Raw genomic sequence first — 14,904 nt, 5'->3', positions numbered from 1 at the left:
GCCGGCCCGGCGCGCGGTATCGTCCATCCCGATTCAACGAAGGAAAGAAGGAAACAACATGCCTGTCTACGTCATCGCCAGCCTGATCCCGAAACCCGAACATGCGCAGACGGTCGAGACCGAATTGCGCAGCCTCGTCGCCGCGACGCGTACCGAGCCGGGCAACCTGCGCTACGACCTGTTCCGCCAGGCGGACGGTTCGCCGGGCTTCGACCTGTTCGAGGTCTATGAGGACGCGGCGGCGCTCGAAGCGCACCGCGCGAGCCCGCACTACATCGCCTATCGTGCCAAGGCCGGCGAATGGCTCGCGCAGCCGCCGGTCGTGAAGGTGCTGGCGGCGCTCGACGCCGTGCAGTCGTAAGCTGTCCGCCCCCCCGGCGCGCGCGGCGCGCCGTCCCCACACTACGCCAGCCCGGAGGCTGAATGATCAACCTGAACATCAATGGCGCAGTCCATGCGGTCGACGCGCCCGCCGACATGCCGCTGCTCTGGGTGCTGCGCGATCTCGTCGGCCTGACCGGCACGAAATTCGGCTGCGGCATCGCGCAGTGCGGCGCGTGCACCGTGCATCTCGACGGCGTCGCGGCGCGCGCGTGCGTGCTGCCGGTCGCGGCGGTCGGCGAGCGCAGGATCACGACGATCGAGGCGGTCGGCGCGACGCCCGCCGGGCGCAAGGTGCAGCAGGCGTGGCGCGAGCTCGACGTCGTGCAGTGCGGCTATTGCCAGTCGGGCCAGGTGATGGCCGCCGCCGCGCTGATCGCGTCGAACCCGCACCCGAGCGACGCCGACATCGACGCCGCGATGGCCGGCAACATCTGCCGCTGCGGCACCTACAACCGGGTTCGCGCGGCGATCAAGCAGGCCGCGAAGGAGGCCTGACATGTCACGAGGACTGATCGAAGCAGGCCAGGCAGGCGGGGGCGTGTCGCGCCGCACGTTCCTCAAGTTCGGCATGACGCTCGGCGCGGCGGCGGGCGGCGGATTGCTGCTCGGCTTCAGCGTGCCGGCGGCGGGCGGCGACGCGCGCCGCTCGGTGATCGGCGGCGATGCGAACGAAGCGCCGCGCCCCGGCGTGTTCGCGCCGAATGCGTTCGTGCAGATCGACCGCAACGGGCAGGTCACGCTCGTGATGCCGAAGGTCGAGATGGGGCAGGGCGTCTACACGTCGCTGCCGATGCTGATCGCCGAGGAACTGGAAGTGCCGCTGTCGAACGTGACGCTCGACCACGCGCCGCCCAACGAGAAGCTGTTCTTCGACCCGCTGCTCGGCGGCCAGCTCACCGGCGGCTCGACGTCGATCCGCTACGCGTGGGAGCCGATGCGCCGGGCGGGCGCGACCGCGCGCACGCTGCTCGTCAGCGCGGCGGCGAAACAGTGGGGCGTCGATCCGGCAGCCTGCCGCGCGGAGAACGGCGAGGTGCTGCACCCGCCGAGCGGACGGCGCGCGTCGTACGGCCAGCTCGCGGACGCCGCGGCGAAGCTGCCGGTGCCGAAGGACGTCGCGCTGAAAAAGCCCGCGGATTTCAAGCTGGTCGGCAAGCCGGTCAAGCGGCTCGATTCGCCGGAGAAGGTCGACGGCACCGCGCGGTTCGGGCTCGACGTGCGGCTGCCGGGCATGTTGGTTGCGGTGATCGTCAACAGCCCGGTGTTCGGCGGCACGGTCGCGAGCGTCGACGACACGGCGGCCAGGCAGATCCGCGGCGTGCGCCGGATCGTGCGCGCGGACGACGCGGTCGCGGTGGTCGGCGACCACACGTGGGCGGCCAAGCGCGGCGCGTCGGCGCTCGTCGTGAAATGGAACGAAGGCGCGGGCGCGAAAGTGTCGACGAAGGACATCGCCGCGGATCACGCGCGGGCGGCGGACAGCGGCAAGGGCGCCGTCGCGCGCAAGGACGGCGACGTCGACCGCGCATTCGCGAACGCGAAGACGCGCGTCGACGCCGTCTACGAGCAGCCGTTGCTCGCGCACGCGACGATGGAGCCCGTCAACTGCACGGTGCACGTGCGCCCCGACGGCTGCGAGATCTGGGTCGGCACCCAGGTGCCGACGCGCGCGCTCGACGCCGTGCAGCAGATCACCGGCTTCCCGCGCGAGAAGATCGTCGTGAACAACCATCTGCTCGGCGGCGGCTTCGGCCGCCGGCTCGAGATCGACATGGTCGCGCAGGCGGTGAAGATCGCGAAGCAGGTCAATGCGCCCGTCAAGGTCGTGTGGACCCGCGAGGAAGACATCCAGCACGACATGTACCGGCCGTATTACTACGACCGGATTTCGGCCGGCCTCGACGCGAACGGCCGGCCGATCGCGTGGCGGCACCGGATCGTCGGCTCGTCGATCCTCGCGCGCTTCGCGCCGCCCGCGGTGAAGGACGGCGTCGATCCGGACGCGGTCGAGGTCGCGGCCGAGCTGCCGTACGACCTGCCGAACCAGCTCGTCGACTACGTGCGGCAGGAGCCGCGCCACGTGCCGACGGCGTTCTGGCGCGGCGTCGGGCCGACGCGCGGCACGTTCGTCGTCGAGAGCTTCATCGACGAGCTCGCCGCGCAAGCGAAGACCGACCCGGTGCAGTACCGCCGCGCGCTGCTCGGCAAGTCGCCGCGTGCGCGCAACGTGCTCGACGTCGCGTCGAAGGCCGCGGGCTGGGGCACGCCGCTGCCGACGGGCCAGGGGCGCGGCGTGTCGGTGATGCACGCGTTCGGCAGCTTCTTCTCGATCGTCGTGGACGTCGCGGTGGACGACGGCGACGTGCAGGTCAAGCGCGTCGTGTGCGCGGTCGACTGCGGGATGGCCGTGAATCCGGACACGATCGACGCGCAGGTGCAGGGCGGGATCATCTTCGGGATCACGGGCGCGCTGTACGGCGAGATCACGATCGAGAACGGCCGCGTCGCGCAAAGCAACTTCACCGACTACCGGATGCTGCGGATCAACGAGACGCCGCCGATCGACGTGCACATCGTGAAAAGCGGCGAAGCGCCGGGCGGGATCGGCGAGCCCGGCACCGCGGCGCTCGCGGCCGCGCTGGCGAACGCGATCTTCGCCGCGACCGGCAAGCGCGTGCGCAAGCTGCCGGTCGGCAACCAGCTGAAAACCGCCTGACATCGAGGACCCGGATGATTCAAATCACACCCCTGGCGCGCGCCGCGAAGGCGTTCGGTGCGGCCGCCGTCACAGTCGCCGTCGCGCTGGCGGCCGCCACCGCCGCACCGGCCGCACCGGCCGCGACGCCCGACGCGGCGCTCGTCGCGCGCGGCGCGTATCTGGCGAAGGCGGGCGACTGCGTGGCCTGCCACACCGCGCCGCACGATGGTGCGCCGTTCGCCGGCGGCCTGAAGATGGACACGCCGATGGGCGCGATCTACACGACCAACATCACGCCCGACCCGGACACGGGCATCGGCCGCTACACGGAAGGCGACTTCGTGCGCGCGCTGCGCGAAGGCGTCGCGAAGGACGGCCACAACCTGTATCCGGCGATGCCGTATCCGTCGTACGCGAAGCTGAAGGACGACGACGTGAAGGCGCTCTATGCGTATTTCATGAACGGCGTCGAGCCCGTGAAGCAGCCGAACCGCGCGTCCGACATCCGGTGGCCGCTGAACCTGCGCTGGCCGCTCAAGCTGTGGAACGCGGTGTTCCTCGACACGGCTGCCTATGCGGACAAGCCGGGCAAGGACGCGATGTGGAATCGCGGCGCGTATCTCGTGCAGGGCCTCGGGCATTGCGGGTCGTGCCACACGCCGCGCGGCGTCGGGTTCCAGGAGAAGGCGCTCGACGAGGGCGGCGCGGCGTTCCTGTCGGGCGCGCCGATCGACAACTGGTTCGCGTCGAACCTGACGGGCGAGCACAATACGGGGCTCGGCCGCTGGAGCGAGGCGGACGTCGCGCAGTTCCTGAAGACCGGCGCGAACCGGCATGCGACCGCGTTCGGCTCGATGGTGAGCGTGATCAACCACAGCACGCAGGCGCTCACCGACGAGGACCTGACGGCGATGGCCCGCTACCTGAAGTCGCTGCCGGCGGCGGGCGGGAACGGCGCGCCGCCGTACCGCTACGACCCGAAGGCGACCCAGGTCGCGCTGGGCCGGCCGGCGAACGATCCGGGCGCGAAGGTGTATAACGCTTACTGCCTGCATTGCCACGGCGTCGACGGGCGCGGCTACGCGCCGCTGCTGTCGCCGCTCGCCGGCAATCCGAACCTGCTGGAGCAGGATGCGGCGTCGCTGATCAACGTGACGCTCAACGGCAGCGAGACGCTGGTGATCGACGGCGTGCCGTCCGCGTACCCGATGCCGGCGTTCTCGAACGTGCTGACCGACCGGCAGATCGCCGACGTGCTGACGTTCATGCGCGCCGGCTGGAACAACGGCGCGCCGGCCGTGCAGGCGGCGGATGTCGCGAAGCTCCGCAAGGCGACCCAGGCGGCGCGTTGAGCGCGCGGGTCGGATTTCGGTTAACCGGTGCGCGCTCGTTCGCGAGGCGGCGCACCTTTTTCGACGCAAACGTAGGGGTGTCTGGATGGCTCACGTGACTTATACGGATACGCAACTCCTGATCAACGGCGAATGGACGGATGCCGCGAGCGGCAAGACGATCGACGTCGTCAACCCGGCGACCGGCAAGGTGATCGGCAAGGTGGCCCATGCGGGCATCGCCGACCTTGACCGCGCGCTGGCCGCCGCGCAGCGCGGCTTCGAGCAGTGGCGCCGGGTGCCCGCGCACGAGCGTGCGGCGACGATGCGCAAGGCGGCGGCGCTGGTGCGCGAACGCGCGGACGGCATCGCGCAGCTGATGACGCAGGAGCAGGGCAAGCCGCTCGTCGAGGCGCGCCTCGAAGTGCTGGCGGCCGCGGACATCATCGAATGGTTCGCCGACGAAGGGCGGCGCGTGTACGGCCGCATCGTGCCGCCGCGCAACCTCGGCGCGCAGCAGACGGTCGTGAAGGAGCCGGTCGGCCCGGTCGCCGCGTTCACGCCGTGGAATTTCCCGGTCAACCAGGTCGTGCGCAAGCTGAGCGCCGCGCTCGCGACCGGCTGCTCGTTCCTCGTGAAGGCGCCGGAGGAGACGCCGGCGTCGCCGGCCGCGCTGCTGCGCGCGTTCGTCGATGCGGGCGTGCCGGCCGGCGTGATCGGCCTCGTGTACGGCGATCCGGCCGAGATCTCCGCGTACCTGATTCCGCATCCGGTGATCCGCAAGGTGACGTTCACCGGCTCGACGCCGGTCGGCAAGCACCTGGCCGCGCTCGCGGGCCAGCACATGAAGCGCGCGACGATGGAGCTCGGCGGGCATGCGCCGGTGATCGTCGCCGAGGATGCGGACGTCGCGCTCGCGGTGAAGGCCGCCGGCGGCGCGAAATTCCGCAACGCGGGGCAGGTGTGCATCTCGCCGACCCGCTTCCTGGTGCACAACAGCATCCGCGACGAATTCACGCGCGCGCTCGTCAAGCATGCGCAAGGGCTGAAGGTCGGCAACGGGCTCGACGAGGGCACGACGCTCGGCGCGCTCGCGAACGCGCGCCGGATCGCCGCGATGACGTCGGTCGTCGAGAACGCGCGCGCGGTCGGCGCACGCGTCGAGACGGGCGGCGAGCGGATCGGCACGGAAGGCAACTTCTTCGCGCCGACGGTGCTGGCCGACGTGCCGCTCGACGCGGACGTGTTCAACAACGAGCCGTTCGGGCCAGTCGCCGCGATTCGCGGCTTCGATTCGCTCGACGACGCGATCTCGGAAGCGAACCGGCTGCGGTACGGGCTCGCCGGGTATGCGTTCACGCGCTCGTTCGCGAACGTGCATCTGCTCACGCAGCGTCTCGAAGTGGGGATGCTGTGGATCAACCAGCCGGCGACGCCGTGGCCCGAAATGCCGTTCGGCGGCGTGAAGGATTCGGGCTATGGGTCCGAAGGCGGGCCGGAGGCGCTCGAGCCGTATCTCGTGACGAAGTCGGTGACGGTGATGGCGGTTTGACAACCGGTCGAGCGTGGTGACGCCGCCGCTTCCGCGTAGGGGGCGGCGGCGTTTTCTTGGCGCGTCGACCGGCGGCGAACCTCAGCGGGTCGGCAGAATGCCCTCGAAGACGGCTCTCACTGCGCTCTGCTGGTCGGGGGGCAGATTTCCGTAGGTTGGCGGAACTGCGCCGCATTGGGCGACCTTCGCGCTTGTGGCCTTTCCTTTCGCGACCGCCCACTCGGACGACAGATTGCCTTCGAACGTCATGCCGAAGGGGCTATTGGCGCCTGCCGCCTGGCCCCAGCCGTTCACCATCATGGTTTCCTGCGCTCCGCCCCACGCGATCGGGTGCTTGCCGTTCTGCGACTCGCCGCGGTTCTGGCAGGACCCGGCATTCGGCACGCAGTGGCCCCCGATGATTTGCTCCGGCGTGGCTTTCTTCACGTCGGCCAGGTCCATCAGCATGTAGTTCTCGAGATTGACGAGATAGTCGCGATTGCTTTCGGCGATCAGGATCGCCGCCATCGCGTTGCCGAGCGCCTGATCGTTCGCGGCGGTTCCGCTCAGGCCGCCCGAGTAAACCGTCTTCATCGCGTTGAGCAGGTCCGCCGGCTTCCTGTCTTTGGCGGCCTTGGCAAACATCGTCGGGTAGTCGCTGGCGAAACACGTGCTCGGGTTCCCGTTCGCGCGTCCCCAGAAGTGAATGTAGTTCGAGTATTGCCCGCCGCCACACTGGCGATAATAAATGGCCTGGTTCATCGAGAAGAACTGGCTCTGGCCGCCTGCTCCCGCGCATTGATAGGCCGCGAGACGCAGGAACTTCAACGGGCTCACGACATTGCCGAAGTAGTTCTGGTTGTTGGGGCCTGCCGCAGGAAGGTGATCGTTCGCGCCGTCGCAACGTTTCGGGTCGGGCGGGGGCGTTACCGGCGTCAACGGCGTATTCCCGGCGGCGAGGACGCGCGCATTCGCGACCCTGAGCGCGGCTTCGCGCAACACATCCGACGTCACGTAGAGCGGCGCTCCGCGCATGTCGACGGCATAGCAGGCGGTCGCCCCCTGCGCCTGCGTGGCGAAAGAAAGTGCGGCGGCAAACGAACATGCGGCGATCCCCAGGGTGCCGCCGATACGGTGACGATCGATATCCATGAACGAACTCCAGTGATTTCGTGGATGGGAGAAGGCCCACGAGCGGGCATGCGTCAACGATAAGCAGGCGCACGCAGACGGCCTATGGGCCGAAAGCGCTGCCCGACGTCATGGGATGAAGGACACAGGAGGAAGGGACGCTCGGGGCGAGCAGTTGTGACCTGCCCGTGGAGCGGAGGGGGCTGTGGGTTGGTTATGCCGGAAATGCCGTTCGGCGGCGTGAAGGATTCGGACTATGGATCCGAATGCGGGCCGGAGGCGCTCGAGCCGTATCTCCTGGCCGAGTCTGCCGAATCGAGCGCGCTGATGCGTAGCAGGATCAGGGACCCGTACTGCGTGACTCGGCGGCGGCCGGCTTGGTGGTCGCGGTCGTCAGCGCGCGGATGAGGTCGTCCGACACGTAGTGGGGGCCATCGAACAGATAGATCTGGTAGCCCCGATAGGACACGAGTTGCCTGGTCAATTCATCGGCGCCGGCTGCGCGGAACCCTCCGCGTTCGGCTGGCCGGAAGGACTCGGCGATGACGCGCACGCGGTGTTTTCCCAGACGCGCAGCCAGCTCGTCGAGGTAGGTGCGCGCGACGTATGGCTCGCGCGCGTATACGCCGCAGCCATCCTGGAAGAACACGCCGACATCCGGGGGAAGCCACGATGCGAGCCAGTCCGCCAGTGCCTTTCCGCCGATATTGGTCTGGTCGTAGACGCTCACCCAAAGCGGACGCGGCAGTCGCTGCAGAATCCCGGCCAGCTTTGGCGCGTCCTGCCAGGTCGGATCGACCTCGACCGGGAAGTAGTAGCCAGTGACATGCAGTGGCATAGGTGCGTGCGCCACCGCTGCGGACAGCTCCGCAAGCTTCGACAGTTGGGTGCGCGCACGCTTTTCGTCCTGGTATCCGGCAAGGCCCAGGATGACGTTCGTGGCCCACGGTGCACGACTGATGCGATCCCAGTCGGGAAGGTGCGCCGCTGTTTGGATCCCGGTATCGGCAACGTACGCGGTATCGTCGACGATCACCCACTGGATCAGCAAATCGCGTATGCCGAGCGTCTGCCAATTGCCGGCGGGATTCGTCGTCGCGTTGTCCAACTGCCAGACGATGCCGTCAGCGTGGACGTCGTCGTGCGCTGTCCAGCCGCAGGCGCTCAGGCCCAGCGACGCGCCGATTGCCGCAAGCATCGCCGCACGGATCGCGCGGGAGCGCGGCCCGGCCACCGGCAGATGCGGTCGCAGTTCCAGCCGAAACCGGCGCACACGCTGTTGAATCCTGCGCGCGACCGGGATTGAGCACAAGGTCATTGCAAACTCCCCGGAAGCAATGTCGTGCATCATCGTAGCCGATTGAACACAACCGTGCGACCCGCATCGGCGATGCGGATCGCACGGGGCATGGGCCGTCATGCCGGCATTACTTGGCCGTCGTGCCGTCTACCCACGTATAGCCGAGATTCGTGATGCCGGTTATCAGACTCTGGAAGTCCTGATAGGCCGGCAATCCGAGCTCGGGTTCGAGCCAGTACGGATGGAAGAAGAACGACGCGAAACCGTCACGCACGACCAGACCATATTGAGCGTTCGTGACGAGTTGCTGCCATGTATACGTGATGCACGAGAAGGGGTCGACATTGCAGATGTTGTATTGGATGCTGCCCAGATTCTCGGGGATGATCCGCTGCCCGTAGTAATCGGCGTTGATGATGTACGGGAAGAACTGTCCGGCTGAAAAGTCCTGGTTGGGCGCCCCCGTTCCAAGTTGCGGATTGGTCGCGGTGTAGTAGACGGCCCGCTGGAACGTCGTCGGAAAACGGGCGGCAGTGGCCGACGCAGCCAGCGGCGAAACCTGGTACTGCGGCGCGGCCCATCCGACGATCTTGTAGCCGTTGCTCGTGAACTCGGCGAGACCTTCAGTCATTCTGCCTGCTGCCCATTGAACGGAGTCCTCATCGACGGGACGGTTCTGGACCGCATACCAGAACTCGTAATCGCTGCCAGTGACCGCATTCAGCAGATTCGGCGTCGAATCGTACTGGTGCGTGTAGCCATGCATCACGATCGAACCGCCACGCGTCAGCGCATAGTTCAGCGCACTCTTGAGGCCTGCCGCCTGGGCGAGGTGGATGGTTTCGGCGACGCCTCCGTTGTAATAGCCGTTCGGATCCGTATACAGCGGGATCGTCGCCATCGTGAACGGGATCCTCTTCGAGTACAGGTAATTCGTCAGCGTTTTCATCGAACTCGTCGTCGTATACGCGTCAAGGTCCTCCAGACGTACGAGCGCGCGGTGGTTCACCGGTGCATTTGTCTTCAGGATGTCGTGCAGGACGTCGCATATCACCAGGTATCGATCCGCGGGACCGATGTAGGAAAACGGCACATCCGCGAAGTACCAGAAGTTGCCCGATCGCATGATGTACGGCGCGGTCGCGCCGTTCTTGCTGTTCTTGATCGTGACGAGTGCCTGCGCCTTGGTGGCATCGAGAACCTGGGTCAGTCCTGCATCCGGGTCGGCATTGATGCTGCCGGTTGATGCGTCATAGGCATAGTACTTGACCATCGGCATGTTCTTGTACGTGACGGTGTCATAGAAGCCGGGGTTGGGATTGCTGGAAGAAGGTGTTGCGTTCAACCCGGCAACGCCGAGAAAGCTGAAGCCGAAGGTCTGGTTGAATGTGTAGGCCGTGTTCCACGCGAGCTGCCACAGGTTGTATTTGAACCAGACCACGGTCTTCGTGGTGGTCATCACGTCGCTCATGAACGCGGTCGGAATCGGGTTGTTGTAGTAGTTCCCGACATAGAACGTGACGTCGTGGTTCTTTACCATTCCAGACGTATAGCGCTGGATCGGAACCAGATCGACGGTCGTATTGAAATGGCCGAGCAAGTTTCGCAACATGATGCTGTATATCAGGCCCAGCTTCGAATACGGGTCGTTGGCTGGATTGTCGTACAGCACGAGTGTGTGCGCGGTGGTGGCCTGCGCGCGCGCCGTACCCGGAAGTGCGAACTGGGCGATTCCGACAAGCAGGGCGATGACGAACAAGATCTTTTTCATGGCCGTTCCTCCTCAATCGCGCTCCACGTTGCCACCGGTCCGTTTGACGGACTTCCTGCTGAAGGGGGGACGCCCTGTTTCCTTATATGCCTTCCTCCATTCCTCGTCGGACATGCCGGGCTTCACGACGACCTGAGCGGAGCTTTTCGGCAATGCGGGGGGCTTTGCCTTCGTGGTGGAAACATGGTTCTTTTCCTGTGCATTCGCGTCCGAAGCCGCAACAGCCAGGCCCGCTGCAAAAATAAATAAGACGAGAACGCCGACAGAATGCGGGACGTGACGGCGCGATGGGTTATTGGTTAAAGGCATGATTTTCGTCCTTTGATATGCGGAATAAATTCGCCGCTCCGGGGAAACGATTTCGGCGAAATGTCATTCAGCATTGGGTGCTATTCGTCGTGAATGTGGACTGAGCGCTTGATGCTGGCGACGATTCCAGAATCCTTGATTTTCTAGCGAGAATCGTACCTTGCGCCGGAAGTGCGCACGGCGCAAAGCTCCGTGTCATCGCCATTTTGAGTTGCAGCAGCAAAACGTTTCGGCCATGAAACATGGGCGATGTAACGGGTAGCGGATGACTGACGGGCGACGTTGGTCTCGAAAACTCAGGGAAAACCAGTCTGTCCTGCCGGTTATCAAAAAAATCGCGCGGCGATTTTCGCGATTGCACAAAGCCCGCCCCCGCCGTTGACGGCGGGAATTGAAATTACCTTTCATCACATCATATGGCGGTGTGTTTCAACGCTGAAACATTTTGCCCTGGTCCAATGTTGCGGTTTTGTACGGCACGCTCGGAAGCCCGGAATATCAAGGGTGGCGCTCCGCTGGCGCACGACTTGCTTTGTGAGGGCTGCAGCAAAAGACGGTGCACGGGGGGCCGCGAGAGGTTGGGTCGACAGCGGCTGCAAGCACCGATGAGGTGGAGTCGATCCAGGTTGGCGACGGGGATAAGCAAGCGAAGCGTTATTTGCCGGAAGGGGGGAGCGTAGGTCGCGAAGCGAGAGCGACGCGGGGCGACGAGGACGGGAAGGTATGCGTCATGCGTGGGTACGGGGAGAGCATGACGCCTCATAAAAGAGAATATTCGGGGAAAATAAATGATAAATAATTTGCTGTGGACTCCATATTTATACGCACTTAACGTAATTTCCGTTGTGACCGCAATCGTCATCCTGGTCAGCACCTTGGATGACCTTGTGTTGGACGCTTGCTATTGGGCATTCGAGATCGGGAGGATTCTCCGGCGCGAAAAAACGCCGACGGTCGATGTCGGCATGCTGCGCGCCATGGAAGAGCGCCACCTGGCGCTCATGGTGCCGGCCTGGAAAGAGTATGACGTGATCGCCAAGATGGTCGAAAACACGTTGACGACCATGGAGTATGAGCGATATGTGATCTTCGTCGGGACCTATCACAACGATGCGGAAACTACGGCGGAAGTCGAACGGATGGTCCGCCGGTATCCCGGCAGGGTGACGCGCGCAACGGTAATGAACGACGGTCCGACATGCAAGGCGGACTGCCTGAACTGGATCATTGCTGCAATCCTGCGCTACGAAGAGATCCATCGTGTCCAGTTCGCGGGCGTCGTCATGCACGACTGCGAAGACGTCATTCATCCAATTGAACTCAAGTATTTCAACCATGCAGTTGCGGACAGTGATCTGATCCAGCTTCCCGTCCTGTCGTTGCCCCGGAAATGGAACGAGTTCGTGGCCGGATGCTATATGGACGACTTCAGCGAATCGCACCAGAAGGATGTGCCGTCGCGAGCGCGTTTGACCGGTGTCGTACCGGGTGCGGGCGTCGCGTCGTGCTACAGCAGGCGTGCGATCGAAGCGGCGATGAAGGAACGCGACGGTTGCCCGTTCAATACGAGCTCGCTGACCGAGGACTACGACTTCAGCTTCCGGTTGAGAGACCTGGGCATGAAGGAGACCTTTGCACGCTTTCCGCTTTCGGACATCGCGCACGAAGCCGGCGCGACGCGTACGAATGGGCGAGCCGTTAGCCGAAACCTGCTGGCGACGCGCGAGTATTTTCCAAAGACATTCCGGACCGCGTACCGGCAGCGCGCGCGATGGATCCTCGGCATTGCATTTCAGGGCTGGGAGCAACTCGGCTGGAAGGGAGATTTTCTAACTCGCTACATGTTCTTCCATGATCGCAAGGGCGTCGTGACATCGATATTTTCGGTGATTGCCTATGGCGTGCTGATCAACTTCGTGTCGCTCGCCGCGCTTCAGAGGTTCGGGTATGTCGTTCCGGTCCATGCCTCCCTCGTCACGCTGGGCGAATGGATCACTCCGCTGCTGTCGGTGAACAGCACGATGCTGTTTGCCCGGGCGTGGCAGCGCTACCACTTCGTCAGCAGGCTGAATGGCCCGGTCCAAGGGCTGCTTTCGATACCGAGGATGTTCGTCAACAACCTGATCAATTTCTACGCGGTTTGTCGGGCGTGGCGCATCTATATCGGGCACCTGGTGAGCGGCAAGCCGATCGCATGGGACAAGACCAGTCATACGTACTTGTCGAACGCGGAGCTCGGGAAGACGCGCAGCAAGATCGGCGAGATCCTGGTCGGATGGGGCGTGCTCACCCCGGAGCAATTGCAGGCAAGCCTGGAGACGCAACTGACATGCGGCAAGCGGCTGGGCGACCTGTTGATCGAAAGCAGTGCGATATCCGCCGTATCGCTGGCGGACGCGATCGCGGAGCAGGCGGATCTCCCCCGAGTCAGCCTCGGCAACGTTGCGGTAGGCCACTTCGCGGACTCGCTGGCATTCGAGCTGCAATACGCGTATCGGGCTGTTCCGTTTTCAACCGCCGACGACGGAACGTTGAACATTGCGGTCGGCCGCCCCCTCACTCAGGACGAACGGGATGTCGTGCGGCGGAGCGCCAAAACGAATGTTGCCTACTTCATTGCCTGTGATGCGGAGATTACTGCCGAACTCGCCCGGCACACGCGCTTTGTCGAATTCGCGCGAGGTCGCGAAGGCGATGGCCAGGTATTTCCAGCTGGGAAAACGGCGGGAGAACAGCAATGAAAAGCTCGAGACTCCCGATGGCGATTTGCCTGAAGCGCTGCACCCGATCGAGTGCATTGGCGATCGCCTTGTCGTTGGCCTGGCAGGCTCCGGTTCACGCAGCGCCGCCGCTAGCGCCCAAAGCTTACCGGCTGGCTGATAGCGCTTACAAGGCGATCAATGCCGGCAACCTGGCGCGTGCGGAGGATTATGCCTTGCGCGCCCTCAAGGTACAGCCTGGAAACGAGCAGCTTGGGCTGCTGCTCCTCGATGTACTCAAGCGAGAAGGAAAAGTCGAACAAGCAGACGCCCTGGTTGAATCGCTGGCGGTCCGCTTTCCGAGGAGCGCAGCCGTGCTGGCTCAGCACGGCTTCATGGCGCAGCGGCAGATGCGCTACGACGTGGCGTGCAGGGATTTCTCGGCTGCCGTCGGGACAGGGAAATGGAGCAAGGCGCAGCAGCGCAACCTGCGTCTCGCGTGGTCGGACAGTGCGCTCGCGGCGAATCGTTTGCATGAAGCCGGCGTCGCACTGGCGCCGTTGGCAGATGAAAGATCGGCCACGATTCAGCTGCGTGTCGCGCAATTGAGCTTGATGGCAGGTGACCGCGAAGGCGCCATCCGCGTGGCGGACCTGGCCGCCGACGACGCGTCGACGGACGCCGAGCGGAAGATGGCCGCGTCGATAGCGGCGCAGGCACGGCAGCCCGAGCAGCCGCCCGTGGCGCGGGTGGACGATACCGCGAGACAGAAGTTGCAGAAGGCCTATGACCTCCTGCGTGAACACAAGGATCGCGAGGCGCTCGATGCATTCCAGGAGGGTTTCGACGGTGGCGCCGGCAACGCAATGAACTACGCGGACGCGGGCTATGCCGCCAAGCGTGTCGGATTGAATGAGCAGTCCGTCGATCTCTTCGAGCATAGCCTCGACGCCGACGAAAGCGAACACGCATTCGATGAGCAGCGCAAGTTCGGCTATCGGCGGGAGGTCGAGCAGCTTCAGCGCACCTGGGGTTTCGTGCTGAGCGCGCCCTACCAGACGGCCGCGTTCGGTCCGCAGGGCACCATCAGCGTATTGCAGCCGGGTGTCGAGGCGTACTGGCAGCCACCGAAGATCGGATATCGGAACGGGCGCGTCCTCCAGTTCTTCGTCCGCGGCTACGGCACGGCATACGACGGGTCGGGCAACGTGACCGGCATGCCGACCGTGCAGGGCTCGGCGGGGGTGCGCTACAAGCCGCTGCCCGACCAGAACGTCGTGATGACCGCCGAGCGGCTGTTCCGCGTCGGCAGCCTGTCGACGACCGACTGGCTGATGCGTCTGGGCTATTCGTCGGAAGCGGGTACCGACCTGAGGGTCACCGAACCGAGCTGGCGCAGCTGGCAGGCCTATATCGAAGGTGCGTACTTCATCAGCGCAGGCCGGTACATCATCTATTCGGAGCTGCGTTACGGGCACACCTGGCGTTTGCCGATGATCAGCGACCGGCTGACCGTCTACCCGCACGCGGCGATTGCCGGCGATCACGACAACCGCCAGACGGACAAGACCGCAATCGGCGCAGGGCCCGGCGTCCAGTTCCGGTACTGGTTTCGCGAAGGCCGATACAGCGCGCCGGCAAGCTACGTGGATGTAACGGTGCAATACCGGTTTCCATTGACGTCAGCGGCACGCGCACGTGGTCTCGTGGTGCGCGCGACATTGTGGTTCTAACAAGCCCCTGGAGGAGA

At 64.8% G+C, this 14,904-nt stretch carries 11 protein-coding genes; 7 read left to right on the top strand and 4 right to left on the bottom strand.

Annotated elements, in window-relative coordinates; all coding sequences use genetic code 11:
* Positions 1-58: 58 nt before the first annotated feature.
* The 5 genes from KY49_RS29795 to KY49_RS29775 all read left to right on the top strand — a co-directional run bounded on the left by KY49_RS29795 (position 59) and on the right by KY49_RS29775 (position 5,965).
* A complete protein-coding gene (locus tag KY49_RS29795; protein ID WP_042587924.1) occupies positions 59-361 on the top strand; it encodes a putative quinol monooxygenase in 303 nt (100 codons plus the stop codon).
* A 62-nt stretch (positions 362-423) separates the two neighbouring features.
* Positions 424-879 carry a (2Fe-2S)-binding protein gene (locus KY49_RS29790; RefSeq protein WP_010093993.1) on the top strand — a complete coding sequence of 152 codons (456 nt, stop codon included), beginning with the start codon at positions 424-426 and terminating at the stop codon, positions 877-879.
* Between the two features lies 1 nt (position 880).
* Positions 881-3,100: a xanthine dehydrogenase family protein molybdopterin-binding subunit gene (locus KY49_RS29785; RefSeq protein ID WP_042587923.1), complete on the top strand. Its 2,220-nt coding sequence runs from the start codon at positions 881-883 to the stop codon at positions 3,098-3,100.
* Between the two features lie 14 nt (positions 3,101-3,114).
* Positions 3,115-4,434 (top strand): c-type cytochrome, encoded by a 1,320-nt coding sequence (locus KY49_RS29780; RefSeq protein ID WP_042587922.1) that lies wholly within the window; start codon positions 3,115-3,117, stop codon positions 4,432-4,434.
* A gap of 85 nt (positions 4,435-4,519) precedes the next feature.
* Positions 4,520-5,965 (top strand): NAD-dependent succinate-semialdehyde dehydrogenase, encoded by a 1,446-nt coding sequence (locus KY49_RS29775; RefSeq protein WP_042587921.1) that lies wholly within the window; start codon positions 4,520-4,522, stop codon positions 5,963-5,965.
* A gap of 81 nt (positions 5,966-6,046) precedes the next feature.
* Here KY49_RS29775 and KY49_RS29770 read toward each other — a convergent pair whose 3' ends face one another.
* The 4 genes from KY49_RS29770 to KY49_RS36495 form a co-directional block, all read right to left on the bottom strand.
* Positions 6,047-7,096 (bottom strand): hypothetical protein, encoded by a 1,050-nt coding sequence (locus KY49_RS29770; protein ID WP_042587920.1) that lies wholly within the window; start codon positions 7,094-7,096, stop codon positions 6,047-6,049.
* 319 nt (positions 7,097-7,415) lie between these two features.
* The gene (locus KY49_RS29765) at positions 7,416-8,393 is read right to left on the bottom strand and encodes a hypothetical protein (RefSeq protein WP_042588843.1); all 978 of its coding nucleotides are present in this window, start codon (positions 8,391-8,393) and stop codon (positions 7,416-7,418) included.
* Positions 8,394-8,502: 109 nt separating this feature from the next.
* A complete protein-coding gene (locus KY49_RS29760) occupies positions 8,503-10,146 on the bottom strand; it encodes a DUF2334 domain-containing protein (RefSeq protein WP_042587919.1) in 1,644 nt (547 codons plus the stop codon).
* 12 nt (positions 10,147-10,158) lie between these two features.
* Positions 10,159-10,455: a hypothetical protein gene (locus KY49_RS36495; RefSeq protein ID WP_082062471.1), complete on the bottom strand. Its 297-nt coding sequence runs from the start codon at positions 10,453-10,455 to the stop codon at positions 10,159-10,161.
* A 788-nt stretch (positions 10,456-11,243) separates the two neighbouring features.
* Between KY49_RS36495 and KY49_RS29755 the strand changes: the two genes are divergently transcribed.
* Positions 11,244-13,196 carry a glycosyl transferase family protein gene (locus KY49_RS29755; protein WP_052495804.1) on the top strand — a complete coding sequence of 651 codons (1,953 nt, stop codon included), beginning with the start codon at positions 11,244-11,246 and terminating at the stop codon, positions 13,194-13,196.
* The gene (locus tag KY49_RS29750) at positions 13,193-14,887 is read left to right on the top strand and encodes an NfrA family protein (RefSeq protein ID WP_042587918.1); all 1,695 of its coding nucleotides are present in this window, start codon (positions 13,193-13,195) and stop codon (positions 14,885-14,887) included. Before KY49_RS29755 ends, KY49_RS29750 begins: the two co-directional genes overlap by 4 nt.
* Positions 14,888-14,904: the final 17 nt, after the last annotated feature.

Source organism: Burkholderia sp. MSHR3999 (genome assembly GCF_000833595.1).
GTDB classification, from domain to species: domain Bacteria; phylum Pseudomonadota; class Gammaproteobacteria; order Burkholderiales; family Burkholderiaceae; genus Burkholderia; species Burkholderia ubonensis.
Note: the sequence above shows the minus strand (reverse complement) of the source record. Positions and strands in the feature narration are given on the sequence as shown.